This window comes from Myxococcus sp. AM010 (genome assembly GCF_013372585.1).
Taxonomy (GTDB): domain Bacteria; phylum Myxococcota; class Myxococcia; order Myxococcales; family Myxococcaceae; genus Myxococcus; species Myxococcus vastator.
The window spans coordinates 1-24339 of record NZ_JABXEO010000070.1; the positions used below are offsets into that span (position 1 = coordinate 1).

The 24339-nt window shown below is 70.1% G+C and carries 23 protein-coding genes; 12 read left to right on the plus strand and 11 right to left on the minus strand.

Features of this window, described 5'->3' with window-relative positions; all coding sequences use genetic code 11:
• The 4 genes from HV826_RS26765 to HV826_RS26780 form a co-directional block, all read left to right on the plus strand.
• A partial coding sequence (locus HV826_RS26765) for an energy transducer TonB (RefSeq protein WP_176419812.1) occupies positions 1 to 462 on the plus strand: 462 nt, incomplete at its 5' end.
• Positions 463 to 604: 142 nt separating this feature from the next.
• Positions 605 to 3370, plus strand: a complete 2766-nt coding sequence (locus HV826_RS26770) for a TonB family protein (RefSeq protein WP_176419813.1) — start codon at positions 605 to 607, stop codon at positions 3368 to 3370.
• A gap of 1 nt (position 3371) precedes the next feature.
• Positions 3372 to 4295: a hypothetical protein gene (locus tag HV826_RS26775; RefSeq protein ID WP_176419814.1), complete on the plus strand. Its 924-nt coding sequence runs from the start codon at positions 3372 to 3374 to the stop codon at positions 4293 to 4295.
• A gap of 88 nt (positions 4296 to 4383) precedes the next feature.
• Positions 4384 to 6567, plus strand: coding sequence for an LA_2272 family surface repeat-containing protein (locus tag HV826_RS26780; protein WP_176419815.1), 2184 nt, complete (start codon positions 4384 to 4386; stop codon positions 6565 to 6567).
• A 25-nt stretch (positions 6568 to 6592) separates the two neighbouring features.
• Here the strand turns inward: HV826_RS26780 and HV826_RS26785 are convergent, their stop codons facing one another.
• Positions 6593 to 7378 carry an alpha/beta fold hydrolase gene (locus HV826_RS26785; protein WP_176419816.1) on the minus strand — a complete coding sequence of 262 codons (786 nt, stop codon included), beginning with the start codon at positions 7376 to 7378 and terminating at the stop codon, positions 6593 to 6595.
• 95 nt (positions 7379 to 7473) lie between these two features.
• Here HV826_RS26785 and HV826_RS26790 point away from each other — a divergent pair, with 95 nt between their 5' ends.
• From HV826_RS26790 to HV826_RS26805, 5 genes are all read left to right on the plus strand, one after another.
• Positions 7474 to 8055: a nuclear transport factor 2 family protein gene (locus HV826_RS26790; protein WP_407938437.1), complete on the plus strand. Its 582-nt coding sequence runs from the start codon at positions 7474 to 7476 to the stop codon at positions 8053 to 8055.
• Positions 8056 to 8409: 354 nt separating this feature from the next.
• A complete protein-coding gene (locus HV826_RS37465; RefSeq protein WP_255208078.1) occupies positions 8410 to 8541 on the plus strand; it encodes a hypothetical protein in 132 nt (43 codons plus the stop codon).
• A 129-nt stretch (positions 8542 to 8670) separates the two neighbouring features.
• Entirely contained in the window at positions 8671 to 9576 is a 906-nt protein-coding gene (locus HV826_RS26795) for a DUF6310 domain-containing protein (protein WP_176419818.1), read from the plus strand.
• Positions 9577 to 9667: 91 nt separating this feature from the next.
• On the plus strand, positions 9668 to 10336 hold the full coding sequence (locus HV826_RS26800; RefSeq protein WP_407938438.1) for a DUF5953 family protein: 669 nt from the start codon (positions 9668 to 9670) through the stop codon (positions 10334 to 10336).
• A 194-nt stretch (positions 10337 to 10530) separates the two neighbouring features.
• A complete protein-coding gene (locus tag HV826_RS26805; RefSeq protein ID WP_176419820.1) occupies positions 10531 to 11244 on the plus strand; it encodes an immunity 52 family protein in 714 nt (237 codons plus the stop codon).
• A 76-nt stretch (positions 11245 to 11320) separates the two neighbouring features.
• On the opposite strand, the gene ureG is transcribed toward HV826_RS26805, so the two are convergent.
• Genes ureG through HV826_RS26830 form a run of 5 tightly spaced genes read right to left on the minus strand, consistent with a single transcriptional unit; the run spans position 11321 to position 16102 of the window.
• Positions 11321 to 12055: an urease accessory protein UreG gene (gene ureG / locus HV826_RS26810; RefSeq protein WP_176419821.1), complete on the minus strand. Its 735-nt coding sequence runs from the start codon at positions 12053 to 12055 to the stop codon at positions 11321 to 11323.
• Positions 12056 to 12071: 16 nt separating this feature from the next.
• Positions 12072 to 12734, minus strand: coding sequence for an urease accessory protein UreF (locus HV826_RS26815; protein WP_176419822.1), 663 nt, complete (start codon positions 12732 to 12734; stop codon positions 12072 to 12074).
• A 14-nt stretch (positions 12735 to 12748) separates the two neighbouring features.
• A complete protein-coding gene (gene ureC, locus HV826_RS26820; RefSeq protein WP_176419823.1) occupies positions 12749 to 14464 on the minus strand; it encodes an urease subunit alpha in 1716 nt (571 codons plus the stop codon).
• Positions 14464 to 15231, minus strand: a complete 768-nt coding sequence (gene ureA / locus HV826_RS26825) for an urease subunit gamma (RefSeq protein ID WP_176419824.1) — start codon at positions 15229 to 15231, stop codon at positions 14464 to 14466. Before ureA ends, ureC begins: the two co-directional genes overlap by 1 nt.
• A 46-nt stretch (positions 15232 to 15277) precedes the next feature.
• Positions 15278 to 16102, minus strand: a complete 825-nt coding sequence (locus HV826_RS26830; RefSeq protein ID WP_176419845.1) for an urease accessory protein UreD — start codon at positions 16100 to 16102, stop codon at positions 15278 to 15280.
• Positions 16103 to 16280: 178 nt separating this feature from the next.
• Here HV826_RS26830 and HV826_RS26835 point away from each other — a divergent pair, with 178 nt between their 5' ends.
• Entirely contained in the window at positions 16281 to 17372 is a 1092-nt protein-coding gene (locus HV826_RS26835; protein WP_176419825.1) for a saccharopine dehydrogenase NADP-binding domain-containing protein, read from the plus strand.
• On the plus strand, positions 17372 to 18034 hold the full coding sequence (locus HV826_RS26840; protein WP_176419826.1) for a TetR/AcrR family transcriptional regulator: 663 nt from the start codon (positions 17372 to 17374) through the stop codon (positions 18032 to 18034). Before HV826_RS26835 ends, HV826_RS26840 begins: the two co-directional genes overlap by 1 nt.
• On the opposite strand, the gene HV826_RS26845 is transcribed toward HV826_RS26840, so the two are convergent.
• Positions 18029 to 18373, minus strand: coding sequence for a PilZ domain-containing protein (locus HV826_RS26845; RefSeq protein ID WP_255208076.1), 345 nt, complete (start codon positions 18371 to 18373; stop codon positions 18029 to 18031). The two genes, HV826_RS26840 and HV826_RS26845, sit on opposite strands and share 6 nt — an antisense overlap.
• A gap of 423 nt (positions 18374 to 18796) precedes the next feature.
• On the opposite strand from HV826_RS26845, the gene HV826_RS26850 reads away from it, so the two are divergent.
• On the plus strand, positions 18797 to 19615 hold the full coding sequence (locus tag HV826_RS26850) for a hypothetical protein (RefSeq protein WP_176419827.1): 819 nt from the start codon (positions 18797 to 18799) through the stop codon (positions 19613 to 19615).
• Positions 19616 to 19680: 65 nt separating this feature from the next.
• Here the strand turns inward: HV826_RS26850 and HV826_RS26855 are convergent, their stop codons facing one another.
• From HV826_RS26855 to HV826_RS26870, 4 genes are read right to left on the minus strand one after another with little or no spacing between them, the layout of a single operon-like run.
• Entirely contained in the window at positions 19681 to 20523 is an 843-nt protein-coding gene (locus tag HV826_RS26855; RefSeq protein ID WP_176419828.1) for a formyltransferase family protein, read from the minus strand.
• A 2-nt stretch (positions 20524 to 20525) separates the two neighbouring features.
• Entirely contained in the window at positions 20526 to 21719 is a 1194-nt protein-coding gene (locus HV826_RS26860; protein ID WP_176419829.1) for a GNAT family N-acetyltransferase, read from the minus strand.
• Positions 21716 to 22984 (minus strand): GNAT family N-acetyltransferase, encoded by a 1269-nt coding sequence (locus HV826_RS26865; RefSeq protein ID WP_176419830.1) that lies wholly within the window; start codon positions 22982 to 22984, stop codon positions 21716 to 21718. Before HV826_RS26865 ends, HV826_RS26860 begins: the two co-directional genes overlap by 4 nt.
• Positions 22985 to 23028: 44 nt before the next feature.
• Positions 23029 to 24309: a sterol desaturase family protein gene (locus HV826_RS26870; protein WP_176419831.1), complete on the minus strand. Its 1281-nt coding sequence runs from the start codon at positions 24307 to 24309 to the stop codon at positions 23029 to 23031.
• Between the last annotated feature and the right edge of the window lie 30 nt (positions 24310 to 24339).

The following is a 24339-nucleotide window of genomic DNA, read 5'->3' on the forward strand; positions in this document are numbered from 1 at the left end:
GTGATGGAGAGCGTCACGGTGCCCTCCACGCCCGCGCCCCTGGTGGTGGGGCTGTCGATGTCCTCCACGACCAGCGCCGGAGGTTTCGCGGCGCCCGTGGGCAACACGCTCTACGGCAGGACGGGGCCCACGGCGAAGGCGCCCCAGGACGTGAAGGGGTACAGCGCGCCGAAGTACGCGCCCATCTACCAGGTGGACTCCGAGCCCACGGTGGCCTCCGAGGTGAAGATTCCCTACCCAGAGGAGGCGCGCCGCGCGGGCGTGGAGGGCACCGTGACGCTCTCCATCACCATCGACCACGAAGGCAAGGTGGTGGCGGTGAAGCTTCTCAAGGGCCCCGGTTATGGCCTCAACGAGGCGGCGCGGGATGCCATTCGCCGCTTCCGCTTCAAGCCCGCAATCAAAGGCGGCGAGCCCGTCTCCACGGAGATGAAATACGCGTACACCTTCCTGCTCGATTGATGTCGCCACTCCCGCTGGGAGGGGGGCGGAGCGCGGGCGTGCCCGGCATGCCAGGGGTACCCCTCCCCACAGGCGCCGCCGGGATTCCACCTCGCCTTCGCTCCGGCTCTCTTTCAGCGGGAGCGGCAACTCCCTCACCCGTATGCTTGGACACGCCATGTCCTCCCTCCTGAAAGCCCGAGGCGCGCTCGTCGCGACCTCGCTCCTGCTGGCGGCGCCGGTGCTCGCGCAGGCACCCCAGGCCGGCGCGCCTCCCGCGGACGCGGCCACGCCACCCCCGGCGCAGGCCCAGCCCACCATCACCAGGCCTCCCGAGCTGGTGCAGCAGGTGGAGGCGCAGTACCCGCCCGAGGCGCTCGCGCAGGGGCTCACCGCGTCGGTGCGGCTCATCATCACCATCGCGGATGACGGCTCCGTCGCCGAGGTGCTGCCCACCGAGCCGGTGGGCAACGGCTTCGACGAGGCCGCCATGGCGGCGGTGCGCCAGTTCCGCTTCTCGCCCGCCGAGGTCGACGGCGTGCCCGCGCCGGTGCAGGTGGAGTACGTCTACCACTTCACCCTCACCGCGCCGGAGCCGGAGGCGGGCGCCGAGGCCGCGGAGGCCGAGCAGCCCAAGGCCACGCTCACCGGCCAGCTCATCTCCCGCGGCAGCCGCTCGCGCGTGCCCAACGCCACCGTGCGCTGCGGTGACGACCCGGACGCGCCCGAGGCGATGTCCGACGACGACGGCCGCTTCACGCTCGAGGTGCCCGCGGGCCCCTGCGAGGTGCGCGTGGTGGCCACGGGCTTCCAGCTCTACCAGACGAAGGAGGAGCTGAAGCCGAACGAGACGACGGAGGTGAACTTCTACCTCGCGCCCTCGGGTAGCGGCCTGGAGACGGTGGTGCGCTCCGCGCGGCCGAAGAAGGAGGTGGTGCGCCGCACCATCACCCGCGAGGAGGCGCAGAAGACGCCGGGCTCCTTCGGCGACCCCATCCGCGTCATCCAGTCGCTGCCGGGCGTGGCGCGCGCGCCCTTCATCTCCGGCGAGCTGCTGGTGCGTGGCTCCAACCCGGGCCAGACGTCGACGATGATGGACGGGGTCGAAATCCCCCTCCTGTTCCACCTGCTCGGCGGGCCGTCGGTGGTCAACGCCGAGTTCATCGACCAGCTCGACTTCTTCCCGGGCGGCTACGGCAGCCAGTACGGCCGCGCGGTGGGCGGCATCGTCGAGGTGGGCACGCGCAAGGGCGCCTCGGACACGCTGCATGGCTCGGTGAAGGTGGACCTGCTGGACGCGGGCTTCTTCCTGGAGAGCCCGATTACGGACGGCATCAGCGTGGCCGCAGCCGCGCGCCGCTCCTACATCGACGCGATTCTGCCCGCCGTCCTGCCGGAGTCGGAGGGGGGCACGCTCTCCGTGGTGCCGCGCTACTGGGACTACCAGCTCCGCGTGGACTTCGGTGCGAAGCGGGGCACGGCCAATGACGACACGGCCGTGACGCCAGGGGGCGCGCGCAGCTCCGGCTACATCATGGCCTTCGGCAGTGATGACCAGCTCCGCGTGGTGTCCACCGGCCCCGAGACGGAGCGGGACCTGGAGCTGGACACACGCACGAACTTCCACCGGGTGAAGGGCGACTGGACCTACCGCAAGGGCGCGATGTGGTCCGTCTTCACGCCCTTCGTCGGCATGGACCGCAGCAGCGTCGACTTCGGCCTCGCGCGGCAGGATGGCAGGACCTACACGCTGGGCGCCCGCGAGGTGCTCGGCATCGAGCTGTCCTCCGCGCTCACGCTCCGCACCGGTCTGGACATCGTCTTCGAGCACGAGCGCTACGACGTGTCCTTCCCCGCGCCGGGCGGCGTGGAGTACGTGCCCTTCCCTGGGGCCGAGCCGGTGGGCCAGCAGTTGGAGGAGCAGATTGCCTTGAGCGCCTTCGACGGCGCGCTCTTCCTCGAAGCCGACCTGCAGGTGGGGCAGTTCACCTTCACGCCGGGCGTGCGCGGCAACCTCCAGTCGGTGGGCAACACGCGGAACCTGGCGCTGGACCCGCGGCTGTGGGTCCGCTACGCGGCGACGTCGCGCACCAACCTCAAGGGCTCGCTGGGCCTCTACAGCCAGCCGCCGGAGACGTTCCGCTTCATCACCTTGCCCTACGGCAACCCGGACCTCGCCTACCAGCGCGCGTTCCAGAGCAGCCTCGGCGTGGAGCACCGCTTCAACGACGTGTTCAACGTGGACGTCACCGGCTTCTTCAACCGCCGCTTCAACAACGTGGTGTCCCCCGGTCAGCTCGTCACCAACGAGGGCGGGGGCGTCTTCACGCTGCCGTACTCCAACGACGGCATCGGCCGCGCGTATGGCGTGGAGGTGATGCTGAAGAAGGACCGCGCCTCCGCGACCGACAAGTGGTCCGGCTGGCTGTCGTACACCTTCAGCCGCGCCGAGGACGGCCGCGCGGGGCCTCGGCCTCAGGGCGGCGGCCTGTTCGGTGGCGGGGGCGCCGTGCCGGACGACTCCACGTACGGCCTCAGCCCGTGGGACCAGACGCACATCCTCACGCTGGTGGCCAGCTACGTGCTGGGCAACGGCTGGGAGCTGGGTGGCCGCTTCCGCTACACCAGCGGCCGGCCCATGACGCCGCTGGCGGGCGGCTATGATGTCTACGACTCGGACCGCAACCGCTTCAACGCGACGTTCGGCCCGTACTTCTCCGACCGCACGGGTGGCTTCCACCAACTGGACGTGCGCGTGGACAAGAGCTGGCGGTTCCAGAGCTGGACGCTCACGGCCTACCTGGACGTGCAGAACCTCTACAACGCGCAGAACGTCGAGTTCGTCTTCAATGACTACCGGTTCCGCCGCGAGTACGAGGTGCCGGGCATCCCCATCCTCCCCGTGGTGGGTGTGAAAGGAAGCTTCTGAGATGAAGGCCCTGCTCGAGTCCTGCGGCCTGTCGCTGCTGCTGTTGGGCGCCGCCGCGTGTGTCGACGTGGAGGACCAGCCGTCGCGCGTGTTTGACTTCCGCGTGCTCGGTATCGCCACGGAGCCTCCGGAGCTGATGGCGTCCGCCTGTGAAATCACGCAGGAGACGCTGGATGAGCTCTCCTCGGACGTGACGTACCGGACCCTGCTGGTGGACCCGGCGGGGGAAGGGCGGCCCATCCAGTACACGCTGTGGGCGTGCGCGGACAGGGAGGACCGGACGTGCGCGAACGCGTCCAACCGCGTGCTGCTCTCCGAGGGCGCCACCGTGGCGGGCGAGCTGGCGCTCAGCGTCCGTCCGGGCGCGTCCACGCTGGCGGAGGACATCCCGCTGCTCCAGCGCGTGCAGGAGCTGGACCCGTACCGGGGGCTGGGGGGCCTGCGCATGCCGCTGGTGCTGCGCGCGCAGGCGGGCGACGAGGTGGTGTACGCGCAGAAGCTGATGGTCTTCTGGTGCCCGGCGGTGGAGGGCATGCGGGTGAACGAACAGCCGGTGATTCCAGGCCTGCGCGTGGATGACGTCGCGTGGCCCGCGGAGGCGCCGCTGGAGCTGCGGGGGGCCGGGCCCTTCGTGGTGACGTCCGAGGACGTGGCCGCCTTGCAGGAGACCTACGTGGTGCCCGGGCTGCGGCTGGAGGCGGTGACGCTGCGGGAGAGCTGGGAGATTTCGTGGCACGCGACGCTGGGCGAGTTCGCGCCGCAGGAGACGGGAGGCTCGTCGTTCGGCGGGCAGGAAGGCCGGCACCGCACGGAGTGGGAGCCGCCCGCGGGCGCGCAGGCGCAAGAGGTGACGTTCTGGGCGGTGGTGCGGGATGGCCGGGGCGGCAGCTCCTGGGTGGTGCGGCGGGCGCTCTGGAGTCCGTGAGCCGCGCTCGCGCGCCGGCCACCAGTCGAGATATGCCGAGGGACTCGCTTGAGGCCGGGCCGGGCCTGACGCGTGGGGTGGAACGCGGATGATGAGACGCACCACTGCTGGGGGATGGGGCCGCCGGTGCGGTCTGCTGGCCGTCGCCTGCCTGGGCGTGTGGGCCACCGTGTCCGCCGCGGCCACGCCGCCCCCGGCGGAAGCGCCCCCGGTGACGCTGCGCCGCTTCGCGCTGCTCGTGGGCTCCAGCGAGGGCGGCGAGGGGCGCGAGCGGCTGCGCTACGCGGGCTCGGATGCGCTGGCCATGTCCCGCGTGCTGGAGGAGCTGGGCGGCGTGGCGGTGGCGGACCGCGTGCTGCTGCTGGAGGCGGACCGCAAGGGCCTGCTGGCGGCGCTGGCGCGGATGCGGGTGCTGGTGGAGGCCGCGACCGCGGACGGCGTTCGCAGCGAGCTGGTGCTCTACTACTCGGGCCATTCGGACGCGGAGGGGCTGCTGCCGCGCGGTGAGCGGCTGACCTACGCGGCGCTGAAGCAGGAGCTGGGTGCGGTGCCCGTGGACGTGCGCATCGCGATTCTGGACTCGTGCGGCTCCGGCGCGCTGACGCGCTTCAAGGGCGGGGTGCACCGGCCGGGCTTCCTCATGGACGCGGCGTCGCAGGTGAGGGGCCACGCGTACCTCGCCTCCAGCTCCGCGGACGAAGTGGCGCAGGAGTCGGACACCATCGGCGCGTCCTTCTTCACGCACTTCCTGGTGACGGGCCTGCGCGGCGCGGCGGATGCCAGCGGCGATGGCCGCGTCACCTTGCACGAGGCCTACCAGTTCGCCTTCCACGAGACGCTGGCGCGCACGGAGCGCTCGCAGGGTGGGCCGCAGCACGCGGCCTATGACATCCAGCTCGCGGGCAGCGGCGACCTGGTGCTGACGGACCTGCGCACCTCACGCGTGCGGCTCACGGTGGCGGAGGACGTGCAGGGCCGCCTCTTCGTGCGCGACTGGGGCAACCAGCTGGTCGCGGAGCTGCAGAAGCCCGCGGGCCGGCGCCTGGCGCTGGGACTGGAGGCGGGGCGCTACCACGTCGTGCTGGAGCGGCCGGCGCAGCGGCTCGAGGCGGAGTTGACGGTGTCGCCGAAGGGGGGCTCGGAGCTGCGCGCGGAGCACTTCGTGCCCATGACGCTCACCCGCACGGCGGCGCGAGGCGGGACGGACATGCGGGCCCAGGCCCTGTCCGTTGGCGAGCCGGTGGTCCTCGGCGACATGCCCTCCGTGCCCTTCAATCTGTCACTGGTGCCGCCGCTGGCCACCACCGCGCTGTGGGGTGGCGGCGGGCGCAACCACCTGGCGCTGGGCGTGCTGGGCGTGCGCTCGATGCAGCTCCAGGGGCTGGGCGTGGCCGTCGGCGTGGGGTGGGTGGACGGGACGTTGGAGGGGTTCCAGGTGTCGGGCATCGCGAACGTGGCGGGCGGGGAGATTTTCGGGCTCCAGACGGCGTTCGGCGGCAACCTCGCCTTCAGTGGCGGCACGGGCGGACAGGTGTCCGCCGTCTTCAACCTGGCCGAGCGGGACTTCACGGGCTTCCAGGTGAGCGCCACGGCGAACCGCGCGGCGGCGCGCCTTCGTGGCGTGCAGGCGGCCGTGGGCATCAACCTGGCGGAGCGGCTCGCGGGCGCGCAGGTGGGCCTCATCAACATCTCCGGGGACGTCGCGGGCGCGCAGGTGGGCCTCATCAACGTGGCGGCCGAGGTGCGCGGCGTGCAGTTGGGGCTCATCAACATCGCCGACGACGTGTCGGTGCCCATTGGCCTCTTGAGCATCGTCCGCAAGGGGCGCTTCGTGCTGGAGCTCTCCGCCGACGACGTCATGCCCCTGTCGGTGGGCATCAAGTATGGGAGCCGGACTGTCTATGTACTGGCCACCACGGGCGTGGGGATTGGCGAAGACTCGCTGCGGACCTTCCTCAACCTGGGCCTGGGCGTGCACGTCCCGCTGGATGCCGCGGACCGCTACTCGCTGGACGTGGACCTGTCATACGGGAGCTGGCAGCCGAACTTCTATGGCACGGGGCCCAAGAACACGCTGTTCCGGATGCGCGCCACGCTGGGGTGGGAGCTCAAGCGGCGCTTCGCGCTCTTCGGCGGTGTGTCGCTCAACGCGTACGACCCGTCGTCTCAGGACGAGGACCGCGACGTGAGCTGGCTGCCGCAGTGGAAGCTGGGGCGCGGCCCCGGCGGCGTCCGCATGTGGCCCGGCCTGTTGCTGGGCGTGCGCATCTGACCTGCCCTCGTGGAGGCGCGCAGCGCTAGCGAACGCTGGATGGCAGCCAGGCCAACACCGCCCGCGGCGCGTCTACGTGGACGAAGTGCCCGGCCTCCGGCAGCGTCTCCACCGGGCAGCCCGTGGCCACCAGGCGCTCCACGTCCGCGTCGCTCACGTACTTGGAGCGGCCACCCCGGAGGCAGCGCGTGGGTGGCCCGTCCTCGCGCTCCACCGCCGCCCACAGGTCCGTGTCATTCACGCGCGAGTGCAGGTCCGCCAGCCCCTGCCGGTCGAAGCGCCAGCGCACGCCGCGCTCCTCCGTCGCCAGGTTCATCAGCAGCCAGTCCGCCAGCGGCTCCGACAAGCCGCGGCCGGTGAGCTCCGCGCGCATCGCCCGGCGGTTCTCCGCCTGGGCCGGCGCCTGGAGCAGGATGCCCAGCACCTTGCCACTCTCCGACAAGTCCCCCGGGACAGGCCCCGGGGCGATGTCCAGCAGCGACACGCTCCGGACGGCCTCCGGCACATTCAGGCTCGCCGCGAGCGTCACCCGCCCTCCCAGCGAATGCCCCACCCAATCGAACGGACCTTGGAACCCCTGCGCACGCGCGGTGTCCACCACGTCCCGGGCCATGCTGTAGAGGTCCGAGTTCGCCGGCAGGGCAGGGGACGTCCCGTGCCCGGTGAGGTCTGGCAGGAGGATGCGCCGGCGCGGGTCCGCCGCGCTCCACGCCGCCGCCAGCGAGCGCAGGTTGCGCCCCGTGCCCAGGAAGCCGTGCAGCATCACCGTGGGCACATCGCCCTCACCCACCAGGAAGCTCTCGAGGACCATGCGATTCGTGCCTTTCTCTCCGCCCCGTTCGCCTTGACGCGGGGCGGGCCGTGCCGCTTCATACCTTGAACGCCCTGCCTGACGAGGTCTTCCGCGTGCCAACCGTTGCCTTGCTGTTCTTCGTGCTCGCCTCCACTCCCGCGAACACGGCTCCCGCTGACCCGAAGGCCGCCATCACCGCAGTGCTGGATGACTGGCACCAGGCCGCCGCCGCCGCGGACGAGGCGCGCTACTTCGGCCACTTCACCGAGGACGCGGTGTACCTGGGCACCGACGCCACCGAGCGCTGGACCCGCGACGCGTTCCGCGCGTGGGCGAAGCCGTACTTCGCCAAGGGCAAGGCCTGGAACTTCAAGGCGACGTCGCGGCACATCGCCCTCTCGAAGGACGGCGCGGTGGCCTGGTTCGACGAGACGCTGGACACGCCCAACCTGGGACCCAGCCGCGGCAGCGGCGTGCTGGTGAAGGACGGCGGCGCCTGGAAGATTGCGCAGTACAACCTCTCCATCCCCGTGCCCAACGACGTGCTGCCGGAGGTGAAGCGGCGCATCGAGCGGCACCTGGCCCGGGGCCAGAAGACGCCCGGGAAGTCGTCCACCTGGAAGGCGCCGCCGGCGAGGGTGCCCGCGCCTCAGACGCCGCCCATCAAGGAGAAGGCGCCCGCGCCGGCGAACTAGGAGCGTGTTTCAGTAAGGGGCAAGGGGCCGGGTAAAGAGCTCCCCGTTGCGTCCAGGCCAACTGCCCCGCTGTCTGCGGGGGGCTGCGGTGGAAGGAATGTTCATTCCACGGGCGCCTCGGAGGGGGGCCCCTACAGCTACGCGGCCACCGTCGCGCCGTGCAGCTTGCGCAGGTTGTGGGTGAGGCAGATGAGCGCCCACTCCCCACGCGCCTTCTCCAGCCCCCGCAGCTACGGTGCCTATTGGGTTTCGCGCTGGCCCTGAGAGTAGAAATGTAAAGCTGGCGGAGCTTGCTGAGGAACTGACTGCCGAGCGATAGCTGTCGGCGCGGGACGCACGCTTGCCTCGGACTGGATGCAGGAGCGCCCTGGTGGGTGGGAAAACGAGCTGCTCGTCGCGTACCTGCTGCCGACAGGGTACGTCGCGGCCTATGGCGTGCCGCTCGTCGGGGTCGCATTCATCTGGGGTGGAAAGGTGTACCGCTGAGTTGCGGCGGCGCGGACAGGATGCACGCGGTTCTGGCTCCACAGGGGCCGCGCTGCGAGACTCAGGCGCGTTCCGAGCACCTTTACTGTCGAGCGTGGCGGGCGGAACCCCATTCGTAAGGACGTGACCATGCGACTCCGCGCCTGCGCCGCACTTCTGCTCCTTCTCTCAGCCTGCGCTACGTCGGCGCCGAGCCGGAAAGGCTCAGCGGCCCGGAACCCGAGGGTCGCCAACCTCCAACGGGCCGCGACGTTGCCGTGGGCGGATGGCGGGCGATGCGTGGTGCGGGAGGCATCCAACGAATGGGCCGTGCTTGTGGAGCGGTGTTATCACGCGCTCGACCTTGACCGGATCGAGTTTCGCGATGTCACGGGAAGATGCTCTGTCGCCTCTGCGGGTGGTGCTGCTATTGGATTGGGCGTCTGCATTCTGATAGCACCCGAGATAATTATTGGGGCTGTGGTTGTCGCTGGCGCAGTCGTGGTGGCAGTCGCCATCAAAGAGGAGTTGGATGCATACCGGAGAGCGTCTCGTGAGCAAGCCAAGCCCGAGACTCAAACGCGGCCATCCAATGAGCAGGAGCGTTTGACGCACCGAAAGCCCAAGCCCGAGTCATCAGGGCAGGACTGGCTCCCCCCGGCGCCGACCGATCCACTGGACCGAGAGCGCCGCCCCGAGTGCAGGCCCGTCCCAGTGCCTCAACGAGGTGGTAATGACCCTCACAATGAGTGTGCCGACAAAGTCCCGAACAACAGCTTCCCCGGTTGGGACGTGCTCGTCAATGGAAAGCAATTCGACGCACTGGCGCTTGCTACGCGCACGCTGTGGGAAGTCAAGACTGATGATTTCGATATACACTCGCCTCGCTCACAAGCATTTTTTGCCAGAGTGAAATTGCCGGAGATACGACGCGAGGCCAAACTCGCAGCGGAATGTGGATATGATTTCTTCGTTGGCGTCAAAAGCGCAGCGCACAAAGCCGCCTTGCTCCGACTCGTCCCCAACCTCAACATTGTCGTCATGGATTGGTGCTGACGTGTCACCCATACAGAGTTCCCTACACCTTGCAGTCTATGCGCCTGCGCTGGTGGGCGACGATGGGCGTCCTGTCGCCATCGTCCATGGAATGGAGGGTGCGGTCCCCGGCCTGCGGCTGGGGTGGACGACTTCTGAAAAGGACGACCTCATTCCGTTGCCTCACCGCGACGAGTGGGTCGCGGCAGATAGGACAGACAATGGCTTTCCCTTCCTTTGCAACGATGACGACGACCGTGTCGTGACGCTTAGCGGGTGGGAAAATGCGATGGGCCTTGCCGCAATTGGGGCGCCTCATTTTGAAGTCCATGCGACGCTGCCACAGGATGCAGTCGGCATCGCAGCGGCAGCGGATGCGCTGGAAGCCGTAGCGGAGAGCGCACGTGCGTTCTGGGGGCGCGCGCTGCCGTCTGGCGTTGCCGATACAGTGGCGCAGCAGTATCGCCACCCCGGGGATGAGCGGTCTGTTCCGCCTCATGGGCTGCCTTGGCTCAAGCACTCATGGGACATCCCCGCGCCTGAGATTCCGCACTACCTCGGGTGGCTGAACTACTGGTCGGATGCTGCCGCCCGCGCCATCGGGTTCCCGGACCCTGCCCGCGACGCCGAGCTGCTCTCACGGGCACGGCGCACGGCATCGGGCGGATGGGTCGTGCGGCTCACGGACACGCCGCTCGACCTGGTCAACCCCGCCCACCTGGTCGCGCTTAAGCGGGCCTACGAGCGCTTCCCGGCGATTGGGGGGCGCTCGGCGCCTTGACTCCTCTGGTCGGGGCGCCCCTGCGCGTGCCGGCGATGGTAGGGTGACCATCTCAACTGCCGGATACGAAATGTCTCACTCACGTTGGCAGAGAGGGGGAGGCCGCGGATTCTGTCCGCGAGTTATTCAGAGCCGAAGGTCTCGGTAGGATCCGCGTCGTACACACCCCGCCGCTCCCATGGGTGAGGTACCAGATGACCGAAAAATACTACGCTGGCGCCTATTGGCCCGGACGACGTGAGCCGGTGGAAGAATACGCTCGACGTGCTGGAACCTTCTTCCGAAGGTTGGCCCCCTTGGACGGAGCCGTTTCGCAGTGGTACGAGCAAGCAAGCTCTCTGGAAGAAGCTCGAAGTCGTCGGTTCGAACCCGACGAAAAGACCCTGATGGGCCTGTTCGACAAGGAGAAATACCAACAGGGGGCTGGTGACGTTTCCTTCGCGGCTTGGAACGGCATGGTCGAGGGCAACAGTGTGGCGAGCCTCTCTTGCGGTTCGCGCTCGCGGCATGTGGTGGATCGCTGCACCCTCACACTTCCACCGATTGGACCCGTTGCGGAGCGACTCCTCTCCTCCCTTACTCTCTCCCAGGTCGTGAGTGCGCTGGCGCTGGCCTGGGACCCGGAATGGGGCATCGCCACATCCGTCACCCATCGGGACAGTTCTTCCGAGTTTGCGGACCCGGGCACGTTCGTTGGGTGGGTGACCTACCTCGCGCGGCATCGAGGGCCGGTGCCTCCCCTTCCTGCTCCGGTGCGCGTCGAGCAGGTAGAGGACAAGGGCACCATCCTCGTTCTCACGCCCGAGCGCTTCACGGCCAGCAATCCGGAGCATGTGGCGCTGGCTGAGCGGGTGCGAGCGCTGCTGGACCGAGCGGGACTGTTGAAGCCGCTACAGGCCCAACCGTAGGACGCGAGAGGGGCTGGGTCATCCGCTGCCCGGGCCCTGACACGCGAGCCCGTCGGTCCGAGGCGGCCGCGTGACGTCAGGCCCCCCGAGCCCCGGTGCGCTGCCGCCACGCGCCGAGGATGTGCTCGGCCACCGCGTCCACGCCCACGTCCTGGGTGACCTGGGTGAAGACGAAGGGCCCGTCGCCGCGCATCTTCCGCGCGTCGCGGTCCATGACGCCCAGGTCCGCGCCGACATACGGCGCCAGGTCCGTCTTGTTGATGACCAGCAGGTCGGACTGGGTGATGCCGGGGCCGCCCTTGCGTGGCACCTTGTCCCCGCCGGCCACGTCGATGACGTAGACGGTGTAGTCCGCCAGCTCGCGGCTGTACTGCGCCGCCAGGTTGTCGCCGCCGCTCTCCACGATGAGCAGCTCCGGCGCCAGCGCCTCCATCAGTTGCTCCAGCGCCAGCAGGTTGTGGCTGATGTCCTCGCGGATGGCCGCGTGGGGGCAGCCGCCTGTCTCCACCGCCTTGATACGGTCCGGGGACAGCGCCTGGTGGCGGACGAGGAACTCCGCGTCCTCCTGGGTGAAGATGTCGTTGGTGACGACGCCCAGGCGGTGGCGCTCGCGCAGCTTGCGGCACAGCGCCAGCACCAGCGCCGTCTTCCCGCTGCCCACCGGCCCGCCAATGCCAATGGTGAAGGCGCGGGCCTTGTAGTCGCGCCGCTGGGGCTCCTCGCGCTCGTGGTAGTGGCCCGGGTGGTCCCACTCCTCGTGCTCGTGGTCATGGTCGTCGTCGTGTCCGTGGCCGCGGTGGTCGTCGTGCATGTGCGCTTCACCTCACTCAGGACTGGAACAGCCTGGAATAGAGCCGGTCGTGCGTGGCGCCGAACAGGTCGAGCAGGGGAGACGGCTGCGCCAGCGCCTCCACCCCCAGCGCCGCGCACTGCGCCAGCACTTCGTCCAGCAGGGGCGTGGCCTGGTGCTGGAGTTGGTGGGATTCATGCGTGCCCGCGATGCCCAGCCTCACCGCCGCGGACAGCGCGCCCCTCAAGGTGAGGGACAGGAAGAGCTGCTGCGCGTCCTCCAGCGACACGTCCAGCGCGTGCAACACCGCGCCGAACACGGGCGCATGATGGAAGCGCAGCCCGGCGGCGCGGGCCGCCTCGCGGACCGGCGTCACCGGCCGGGGGAAGATGCGCGCGCAGGTGTCCAGGAAGGCCCGGCCCTGCGTGCGGCTGGCGCGGTTGGCCATGTGACTGGAGAGGAACGACTCCGCGCGCGCGTCCAGCGCGGGCAGCGACGTGGGCTCACGGTGCGCGGCGCTCAAGAGCGGCAGCGCGCCCTGGCCCGTCTGCCACAGCAGGTCCCGCACGAAGCGCCGCAGCTCCGCGGGGCCTCGCACCTCGCCCAGTTGCACCGCGGCCTCCAGCCCGCCGGAGTGCGCGAAGCCGCCGGTGGGAAAGCCGGAGTCCGAAAGCTGCAACACCCGCCACGTCGAGCCCATGTCTCGCGTCCCTCTCAGAACAACGAGTAGAGCTGGGCCAGGGGCAGGCGCCTGGCGGGCTCGCAGCGAAGCAGCTCGCCGTCCGCGCGGACCTCGTAGGTCTCCGGGTCCACGGTGATGGCGGGCAGGGCGTCATTGAGCTTCATGTCCTTCTTGCCCAGGCCGCGGCAGCCACTCACCGCGACCAGCCGCTTGGCGAGCCCCAGGTCCTTCACCGTGCCCTCGGCGAAGGCGCGTCCGGAGATGAAGGCCACGCTGGTGGCGCCTGTCGCGCGGCCTCGAGCGCCGAACATCGGCCGCATCATGTAGGGCTGCGGCGTGGGGATGGAGGCGTTGGCGTCCCCCATCTGCGCCCAGGCGATGAAGCCACCCTTCACCACCAGCTCCGGCCGGATGCCGAAGAAGGCTGGGTTCCACAGCACCAGGTCCGCCAGCTTGCCCACCTCCACCGAGCCCACCTCGTGGGACATGCCGTGGGCGATGGCGGGGTTGATGGTGTACTTCGCCACGTAGCGGCGGATGCGGAGGTTGTCATTGTCGCCGCGCTCGTCTGGCAACCGGCCGCGCTGCTCGCGCATCTTGTGCGCCGTCTGCCACGTCCGGCAGATGACCTCGCCCACGCGGCCCATGGCCTGGCTGTCCGAGGCCATGATGCTGATGGCGCCCAGGTCGTGGAGGATGTCCTCCGCGGCGATGGTCTCCCCCCGGATGCGGCTCTCCGCGAAGGCCACGTCCTCGGGAATCTCCCGGTCCAGGTGGTGACACACCATGAGCATGTCCAGGTGCTCATCCAGCGTGTTCACCGTGTACGGGCGCGTGGGGTTCGTCGAGCTGGGCAGCACGTTGGGCTCGCCGCACACGCGGATGATGTCCGGAGCGTGCCCGCCGCCCGCGCCCTCGGAGTGGTACGTGTGGAGGGTGCGGCCCTTGAACGCGGCCAGCGAGTCATCCACGTAGCCGGACTCATTGAGCGTGTCCGTGTGGATGGTGACCTGGATGTCCTCGCCCTCGGCCAGGGTGAGGCAGGTGTCGATGGCGGCCGGCGTGGTGCCCCAGTCCTCGTGCAGCTTCAGGCCGATGGCGCCCGCGCGCACCTGCTCCACCAGCCCCTGCGGCAGGGACGTGTTGCCCTTGCCGGTGAGGCCGATGTTCAGCGGAATCGCGTCCGTGGCCTCCAGCATCCGCTGGAGATTCCACGCGCCCGGCGTGCAGGTGGTGGCCTTGGTGCCCGTGGCGGGCCCGGTGCCGCCGCCCACCCAGGTGGTGACGCCGCTGGCCAGCGCCTCGTCCGCCTGCTGGGGACAGATGAAGTGGATGTGCGTGTCCAGCGCGCCCGCGGTGACGATGAGGCCCTCCCCGGAGATGGCCTCCGTGGTGACGCCCACCACCATGCCCGGCGTCACGCCCGCCATGACGTCCGGGTTGCCCGCCTTGCCGATGCCCGCGATGCGGCCGCCCTTGATGCCGATGTCCGCCTTGTAGATGCCCGTCCAGTCGAGGATGAGCGCGTTGGTGATGACGCAGTCGAGCGCGTCCGCGTCCCCCACGCCGGCCTGCTGGCCCATGCCCTCGCGCAGCACCTTGCCGCCGCCGAACTTGCACTCGTCGCCGTACACCGTGGCGTCGCGCTCCACCTCCGCCCAGAGCGCCGTGTCCCCCAGCCGCACCCGGTCTCCCGTGGTGGGGCCGAACATGTCCGCGTAGTGGCGGCGGTCCATCTTCCGGCTCATCAGCGCTCCTCCTCGTGGCCGAAGCCCCGCGCGCGCACCGCTTCCAATGCGCGCTCGCGGCCCTCTGGTGTCACCTTGCCGCTGCCCAGCGCGTTGCCGCCGCGCACCACCGCGCCGCCGGCGATGGCGACCAACTGCACCGTCTTGCGCTCACCCGGCTCGAAGCGCACCGCGGTGCCCGCGGGGATGTCCAGCCGGCGGCCGTAGGCCCGGGCCCGGTCGAACACCAGCGCGCGGTTCGTTTCGAAGAAGGGGTAGTGGCTGCCCACCTGGATGGGCCGGTCGCCCCGGTGGGTGACGCTCACGGTGACGGTGTCGCGTCCCTCGTTGAGGAGGACGTCGCCCGGCCGCACGCGCACTTCCCCGGGACGCCCTTCCTCCGTCCGCGCCGCCGCGCTGAAGCGCTCCAGCGGAGGAACAGGGAGGAAGCTGCCGTACAGCGCCAGCGCCAGGTCGCCGTGCTCGGCCACCACGGGGTGGTGCACCGTCACCAGCTTGGAGCCGTCCGGGAAGGTGCCCTCCACCTGCACCTCCGCCAGCAGCTCCGGCACGCCGTCCATCACCTGCGCGCGTCCCAGGAGCTGACGCCCCAGGTCCATCAGCTCGGCCACGCCCCGGCCGTCGCGGATGAACTCCAGGAGCTGCGTGGCGATGAGCGCCACCGCCTCCGGGTAGTTCAACCGAACCCCGCGCGCGAGGCGCTTCTGGGCGAGGAAGCCGGCCTGATGCAGCAGCAGCTTGTCGACATCGCGAGGGGACAGGTGCACCCCATCAGCCTAGCGCGCTGCGTCAACGGCTTCCAAGCGGGCACCGTCAGGCGCGGCGGGCCCAGGGGTCATCGCCCAACAGCGCGGGGAGGAAGGACAGCCACGCGTGTGTGGTGTGCAACAGCGCCTCCACGGAGATGGCCGCGGCCCGGAGGAGCAGGCCGTCCTCGCCCAGGGGGCTGACCGCGGGCACCAGCTCCGCGCGAGACGTCACCGGCAGCGCGGCGAGCTGGGCGGAGAGGGGCCCACGGGCCTCCGCGAGCCTGGGGCCCACCAGCAGCACGGTGGCCAGCGCGTTGAATCGGCCCAGGCGCTCGGGCAGCGCGCCATGCCGTGGGTCCAGGAGCCAGCGCTCGTCCACGAGCGCACGGCCGCCCACGGTGACGCGCAGGGTGGAGTCATAGTGGGTGAAGGCCCACCGTTCACCACTGGCGCCGCGGCCGGAGGTGATGACGTCCACGAGCACCAGCGAGGCGCGGGGCGCGAGCCGGACGTCCAGCGTCTGGGCATACCGGGCGCCGGCGAAGCACGCGGTGGGGTCCGGGACGAAGGCCAGCAGCGCGCCCTCCTCCACGCGGGCGGCCACGTCATTCCGGCAGCCATGGGGTGAGCGGTAGACGCGGTTGGCGCCCTGGCTGGCCAGCAGCGCCGTGGCACCCGGGGCCACGTCCACCTCCAAAGAGACGTGGTCGCCGTCCACCAGGCCGCCTCCGAAGGAGCTGGTGTAGGCCCAGGCCGCGTGGCCGTGGTTCCGGGGCGTGAGCAGCCGCAGCGGGCTGTGCGCCAGCGCGGTGCGCACGACGGTGCGAGGACCGACGCGCTCGAAGGCGAGCCGCGCGCGCCCGGCCCGCTGGGGTTCAGCCACCGCCATCTGCTCGGACGCCCTCACGGGGCCAAGCCTGCGGCAGGCGCGGCCGGAGCACAACGCCAGGGACGACGCCCACCCCCGGCCACGCGGCCAGGGCGATTGTCGTGAAAATATAGGTCGAATGACCTAATAAGTGCTTCGAGCGGCGTGGATGGCCCACGCCAGGCGGGTGGAGCGCGCAATGGTGTCTGAGGACAGTGTCGTTCTGGTGGGCGGCTACGGCGTGGTGGGGACGTGGCTCGCGCAGGTGCTGCGGGAGCGGCATCCGGAGCTCCCGCTGGTCATCGCGGGTCGTCGCCGCGAGCCCGCGGAGGCGTTGGCCCAGCGCTTGGGGAACGCGGAGGCGGCGGTGCTGGACGTGACGGCGTCCGATCCGCTGGCGTCCCTGTCCGGACGGCCCCGGGCCGTGGTGTCGCTGGTCAATGACCCGGACGACGCGGTGCTGCGCTCGGCGGTCCGGCGGGGCGTGGCGGTGCTCGACATCACCCGCTGGACGTCGCGGGTGAAGTCGGCGGTGCTGCGGTTGTCGGGGACGCCCCCACGGGCACCCGTCCTGCTCAGCTCCGCGTGGATGGCGGGGCTGGTGCCCAGGCTCGTCGCGGGCGCGGCGGAGCGGGTGGGGGGCGCCGAGCGCGTCGACGTGGGCATCCGCTTCGCCATGGCGGACCAGGCGGGCCCGGACTCGCTGGAGTACATGGACCGGCTGGGGGTGGCCTTCGACGTCACGGAGGGCGGGCTGGAGCGGCAGGTGTTGCCGCTGACGGACGGCCGGCGGGTGATGTTCTCGGATGGGCGCCCCACGCGGGTCTTCCGGCTCGACACGCCCGAGCAGGCCACGCTGCCGCTGGTGCTGGGCGCGCGCACGGTGTCGACGCGGCTGGGGTTCGACTCGGGCGCCGTCACCTGGCTGCTCGCGGCGTTCCAGCAGGTGGGGCTGCTCCGGCTGCTCCAGCATCCTCGCCTGACGTCCGTGCGGCGCGCGATGATGACCGGCAGCGGCACGGGCGGCGAGGCGGCGTGGGTGGCGGACGTGGAGGGCCCTCGCGGCGCGCTGCGCATCGAGGTGGTGGACCCGAAGGGCCAGGCCCACCTCACGGCGGTGGGCGCGGCGCTGGGGACGGAGCGGCTGCTGGGGTTGGATGGCGCGCCGCCTCCCGCCGCGGGCGTGTGGTTCCCGGAGCACGACGCGCGGATGGAGCAGACCCTGGAGGCCCTGCGCGCGTGCGGCGTCCAGGTGCGGCTCGAGGCGCCACGGCGCCAGGAGGCGGCCTGATGCCACGCGCCACGCGAGGGAAGCTGCCGTCGTCGAAGCCTCGCGAGGGGACCGCCGTCCACGCCAAGGGGACCGAGCGCGTGGCGTCCATCCTGGATGCGGCCACCGACACCCTGGTGGATGAGGGCCACTCGGGGCTCACGCTGCGCCGGGTGGCGCAGCGGGCGGGGCTCAGCGTGGGCAACCTCCAGTACTACTTCCCCGCGAAGCAGGACGTGGTGCGGGCGCTGCTCGCGCGCTACCTGGAAGCGGCCAGCCAGCGGGTGCATGCGCGGGTGGAGGAAGGCGGCAGCGCGCCGGTGGAGCGGCTGCGGCGCGCAGTGGAGGCCCTGCTGGAGGACCAGGCGTCACCGCGTCATTGTCAGCTCTTCGCGGAGCTGTGGGCGCTCGCCGCGCGGGATGAGATGGTCGCGGACGCGCTCGCCGTCTTCTACGCGGGCTTCCGGGCGGGCGTCGTGGAGCTGCTGCGAGACCTGGCTCCCGACCTCGGCCCGGCTCGCCTGGAGCGGCGCGCGGCGCTGGTGGTCGCCTTCCTGGAGGGGCTGTCCCTCTTCGGAGGGGGCGGTGCGCTCCGGAGGGCCTCGGTGCCGGGGTTGGAGCAGGAGCTGCGCGCGGTGCTGGAGGAAGCCCTGAACGGCGTCCCCGCCGCCCAGCGGCTATGAGTCGGCCGGGCCGCCCTCGTCATCCGTGACGAGCACCGACTTGAGCTTGTCCATGGCCAGCGGCGGTACGTCCGTGAAGGCCAGGCCGACTTCAAAGCGCGCCACCGCGTCCTTGGCGAGCTTGCGTGTCCAGGCCACCCGCGCCTTGCACTCCAACGAGGTGCCGTCGCGCAGGAACAGGTCCAGCTCCAGCTCGGAGTCCTGGGTGTACAGCTCGTCGGAGTAGATGCGGATGCCCCCCAGGCTGGCGTCCAGCACCTGCTGCTTGTCCACGCGCCTCAGGCGCGCGGGCCGGGCATAGAGCGGCGCCTCGAGCCGAGGAAAGCGGCGACGATCCATGGGGGATTCATTCACGCTTGCGCTGTTCATGTTCCAGCCTTCTCCGGGGGGAAGTCCGGCCGGGCTCCCGGGCGACTGTGACGAAGCATAGGGGATATGACGGGTTGGTACGAAATCCCGGAATCCAAGCCAGCCCGCAGTACAAGGGAGACAGGTGTCGCGCTGGACCCGTGCCCCGGGCCTCCTGAAGCCCGCCTGAAAGGCGCTCCTGGGCCGCCTGAGGTGTAGCAGGGCCCGCCACAGGAGCCGGGTCTCTGTGACGCCGCGCGCTACGTCCCGTGCTCCCGGGCGGGGTGGCCGCTGAGCCCGCACCGAGCGACGGCGCCGTGCGCGACGCGCTGGCGCGCCAGGTGCAAACGCGGCCCCCGGGTCTTCTGCCGACCCGGCAGTCGTCCATCCCCCCCAACGAGAGGTTTTTCATCCATGAGCATCAAGCTGACGGGCCGCCTGATGGCGGCGGCACTCCTGAGTCTGACGGCCGCGGGTTGCCAGGGCGAGGAGTCGCAGCCCGCCGAGGCTGACGCGCTTTCGAACCAGGAAGCGCCCGTGAAGCAGCAGTGTGTTGGGACCTTCGCCGGAGTCACCCACTGCGCGACGGGCGACGCGAAGCTCGCGCGCACGGAGACGGGCCTCAACGTCACCGGCCTGGCGAACGCCGCGAGCGACGGCGTCTCCAGCAACTTCGCCGCCGCGACGCAGTGGGAGCAGAAGGCCGTCTTCCAGGACCTGGCCAAGGCTGGCCAGGGCTTTGCCCTGGCGGCGCGTGACGGCGAGCAGGTGGTCAGCACCATCCAGGTCGGCATCGGCAATGAGCCGGGCCGGGTGACGTTCCAGCCGCAGTTCACCGGCACGCCGGGTGGCTCGACCTACAGCGTGTACGTGTACAGCGGCGGCCAGCTCCAGGGCCGGCACATCAACCGCGGCCTCTGGTTCCCGATGGACGCGTCCTGGTACGACATCCACATCCGCTTCACGCCCATCCACACGGGCTTCCGCAACCACACGTCCTTCGGCGCGCATGACCCCATCGCCTCGGGCGCGTGTGTGTGGGCCTTCCGCAGCGCGACGCCGGGCGCCTTCACGTTCGACTTCGACGGCCGCATCGTCAGCGGCGACCACGTCGAGTTCGTCGAGGAGCTGGGCGACGGCCACTACCCGTACACCAGCTTCTCGGCCATTGACCTGACGGCCGCCGCGAGCGCCCTGAGCATCCAGAGCGAGTCCATCATCCGCGGCAAGTAGTCCGCAGTCTGAAGCCTCCACGCCGGGCGGGAGCCGCTCCCGTCCGGCGTGCCGTCTCCGGCGCGCTACACCGCCAGCACGTCCTCGAAGGCGAGGATGCGGCGGAAGTCCGCCGCCCGCCAGAAGGTGTTCCCCTGGGCATGGAAGCGGCGCAGCTCCTCCCGCTCCGGCCAGGAGCGGTAGGGATGGCGCGCCCGGCTCACGTCGATGGGACGCGCGTCCGGCGTCTCACCGCGCTCCAGCGCCTCCAGGTGCCGCTTTAGCAAGGCGATGCCCGCCGCGGTCGCCTTCGCCGTCAGCGCCAGGTGGGAATCAGCGGCCGTGCGGGTGAACGCGCTCTGGGCCAGCACGTCGCCCGCGTCGATGCGCGCGGTGGTGCGGTGAAGCGTCGTTCCAATCTCAGACACGCCGTTCAGCATGGCCTGGAAGACGGAGTCCACGCCGCGAAACTCCGGCAGCAGCGACGGGTGGATGTTCAGACAGCCATGGCGCGGCAGGCTGAGCAGCGGCTCCCGGATGATTTGGTCGCACATGCTGGTGAGGAACAGCTCCACCCCGTGCCGCTGAAGCTCGCTCACCGTGGCCGCTCCGGAGAAGTCATCACTGATGACCAGCGGAATGCCATACGCCTGGGAGAGCGCCTGGAAGCTCATCAGCCCCGAGGCGGGGATGCTGAAGGGCAGCGAGCCGCTCAGCCCGGCGAGCACGTTGTAGCCGGTGAAGCGCGGGCCGAACTGCTTGAGGAAGACAGGGAGCACCTGGGCCGGGGTGTAGCGCTTCTTCTGGAAGCGCAGGCCCCCCGCGGACAGGAGGAGGCACGCGGGCACGAGCCCTGCTCGCCGCACCAGGGTGTTGGCGAAGTACAGGGACATGACGGAGGGGATGCAGCCGTAGGCGAAGCGGAGCATGGTCAGGCGGCCTGGTCAGTGGGGGGCTGCGAGTCGCCGTCGAACGTGGAGACGCGGAACTTCCGCCGCTCCTGCGGCTGCTTCTCGCTCAGCAGCGCGGGCAGCAGGGGGTTGAGCAGGGGACGCAGCCACGCGGACTGGACGCGGGCGGCCATCGTCATGCCCTCCAGCTCCGCGCCCACCGTCTGCTTCACGAAGTAGCTGGTGAGGCCCAGGTCCACCACGCGGCACCCGGTGCGCGCCGCGTGCTCGATTTCCTTCCACATCATCAGGTAGTAGGCCGGCGTGCCCTCCGTCCGGGCGTAGTCCATGCCGATGCAGAAGGGGTTGTTGATGCCGCCCCCGGTGCCCGTGAGGATGAAGGCAATCAGGTGCCCCGCCGAATCCCGCAGCGTGAGGAAGCTGCTGGTGGTGGGCATCCGCTCCGCGATGGTTTCAAAGAAGGCCCGGGGGAACGGGTTGCGCTTGAACTCCGAGGCGCCCTCATGGACCTGGAGGTAGAGCGGGTAGCACTCGTCCAGGAGGGGGCGGAAGTCCCGCACGCGCTCCACCTGGAAGCCCAGCGCCTCCGCGTCCTTCAGCTTCTTGCGCAGGTTCTGCCGCGACTTCTTCTTCAGCCGCTGGAAGTGGGCCTCGCTGCTCAGCCCGTCCAGCGTCACCGTGGCCATGGGGTGGTTGGCCACCTGCTTGAAGCCTCGCTGGAGGAACCACGACTCCAGGCGCACGTCTTCGGGCAGGGCCTCCATGAAGTCGCGCACCAGCAGCAGCGCGGCGCTGCCACACACCTCGTCGCAAGCGGCGAGCAGCGCCCGCGCGAAGTCATGCTCGGACACGCGCTGCGCGTCGTACCACCAGTGGCGCTCCGCTGTTTCGAAGGTGCCCACCATGCCCAGGCCCAGCGACAGGAAGCCGGGCAGCACCTTGCGCACGCCCTTGGCCAGCGCGCCCACCTGCTCCGGCAGCAGCAGGCTCAAGTCCAGCCGCTCCTCGGTGATGACCGCCAGTCCGACGACCTCCGCGCCCCGCGACACGATGAGGTAGCCGAACTTCCGCTCCGGAAAAGAGTCCTCCAGGCAGGAGAGGAACGCGGCGCTCTTGAAGGGGTGGCCCCGCGCCACCTTGTCGTCCCACAGCGCCTGGGGCACGTCCTGGATGCGAGGGACGACCTTCGTGGTGATGCCCGCCTTCGCCGTCATTCGTCGCCCCCCTCGTCCAGCCGCTCGAAGTGGATGCCATGGCGCGCCAGGCCGTCGTCGTTCTCCTTCATGTCCCGGAACACGCGCTGCGAGCGGGGCAGGGGCGTGGGAGGGAAGAGCTCCGCGCCGAAGCGCTTCAGCAGCGCGTCCATCACCGGGTTCGTGTGGTGCACGGCCAGGTACAGCCGGTCCACCACCGCGCCGATGCTGGCCTTCACCGCGTAGCTCGTCTGTCCCAACTGCACCACCGCCTTGCCCTGGGACTCCAGCACCTCCACGATTTTGTAGATGCTGTTGAAGTACAGCGCGCCCTCGTCGCGGAGGCTGTAGTCCAGGCCCAGGTAGATGGGGTGGACCCACTCCGCGTCCTTGAGGAACAGCTCGAAGGACACCAGCTGCTCGCCCTTGAAGCACAGGAGCGCGAAGACGCGGTCACCCAGGCGCTGGGGGAGCTGGGCGAAGAAGTCCACGCTGAGCGTCTCGAAGCGAATCTTCGAGCGGTTGAGGACCTGCAGGTACAGCGGGTGCATCTGCGCGGCGTACCGTGAGAAGTCGGAGACGGTCTCCCAGCGCATGCCCGCCTCCTGGACGCGGGCCATGCGGTTGTTCATCAGGGAGCGGTACTTCTTGCGCAGCCGGTCCTTGAAGGTGCTCTTCCCCGGCTCGCCCAGGTACAGGTAGGTGGTGGCCGCGCTCTCCACGAAGTTGAAGCGTGGGGACAGCACGTCCTTCACCTCGGGCAGCTTCTGGGAGGTGAACTCCTTCATGAAGACCAGGCCCAGCTTCAGGTGCCGGGCGCGGGCAATCACCTCGCGGGAGATGGCGCGCAGCACGTCGTCACGCCGCGCCTTCGGCAGGTCCGTGCGCACGCCCAGCAGGTCCTTGCAGATGGCGATGGGCGTGCCGATGACGAACGCGTTCAGGAAGAGGAAGTCCGGGAACGCGCGGCGGACCTGGGACACCACCTTGTTGACGTTCTCCGGGGCGATGACTGTCAGCGACATCCGGAAGCGGAAGCAGGGGACGATGGCCACCACCGCGCCCTCGCTCCGGAGGACCAGGTAGTGGAACTGCACGTCCTCGATGCTGGCGGCCTCGGTGGCCTGGTGCAGCTCGAAGGACTGCATCACGTCAGTGGGGGGAAAGCAGGTGTGCCAGTCCTCCCGGCCAAGGTCGTTGATGGAGCCGACCCAGCGCACGTCGAGGGGGCGCGGGAAGGTGTGGAAGGCGGGAGCGCTTCCGGTGACGGGTGCGGACGCGGTCATGTCTTTCGGGTGGGTTGGGGACGTCGGAGCAGGGAGCGGGGCGCTCAGGCGGCCAGGGCGCCGGAGCCTCGCGTGGAGGTGTCAGCGCCTTCGTGGAACGCGGCGCGGAAGCGCAGCAGCCACGCGGCGCTGAGGACGGGGTGGAGCAGGATGGGGAGCGCGCTGACCAGCGGCACACCCTCCATCAGCGCCAGGGCGGGACCCAGCAGGGCGATGCCCGCCAGCCGCGCGAGCTCCTGCCGCCACGCGAAGGCGCGCGAGTCCATCAGCGCGCCCAGGCTCCAGGCGCCGAAGAGGACCAGCCCCAGCGTCACGGCGCGGGCCAGGGGGCCGAGCGTGTCCAGGTACCACGCCAGCAAGAGGATGCTGGCCGCCAGGCTGAAGAACTGCGTCACGCAGTAGGCGGTGACGGGCAGGGGCAGGCGCGGGTCGTACTTCTTGAAGGTGGCGGAGGGGCCGTCATCCGGGTGGCCGGTGAAGCGCTCCTCACGCAGCGACGGCGGGCTCCAGTCCGGCCCCTTGATGAAGCACAGCACCTTGTCGCTCAGCCGCGCGCAGGCGGCGGACTTCTGGAACAGCTCCACGAAGTAGTGGAAGTGCGCGGTGAGGGGGTTCCACGAGCGCAGGCTGCTGCGCAGGCCGTAGACGGGCGGCTGGTCCCTCAGCTCCGGCTGGTAGGTGCGGAACAGCAAGTCCCAGACGACGAGGATGTTGCCGTAGTTCTTGTCGATGTACGGCGTATTGCGGCTGTGGTGGACGCGGTGCTGGGAGGGCGTGACGAGCACGTACTCCAGCCAGCCCAGCGGCGGCACGTAGGTGTTGTGGATGGCGTACTGGAAGATGAGCTGGATGCCGGTGATGCCCAGGAACACCTCCGGCGCGATGCCCAGCAGCGCCATGGGCACGAAGAAGGGCCACGTCGTCAGCTCACCCAGCGCGCTCTGCCGCACCGCGAGGCCGAAGTTCATGTCCTCGCCGGAGTGGTGGGCGACGTGGACGCCCCACATCCACGCCATGGTGTGGTGCAGCCGGTGCGCCCAGTAATAGAAGAAGTCGTAGGCGAAGAAGGCCACCACCCACGTCCACGCGGAGTCCTTCGCCAGGCTGAAGAGGGCGTGGTGCTGGTAGACGTAGCCGTAGAAGACGAAGGTGGCGCCCGCGATGACCACGCTGCCCAGGACGGTGAGCAGGCTCATCGTCACGTTGGTGAGCATGTCGTTGAGCCGGTAGGCCGGCTTGCGCCGCAAGCGCCCCACCACCAGCTCGATGAGGATGGGAGCGAGGAACACGGGCAGGCCGTAGAGGAGCTGTTCCTTGAGGTCCATGGCGGGTCTTCCAGTGGCGTGGGGGGCGAA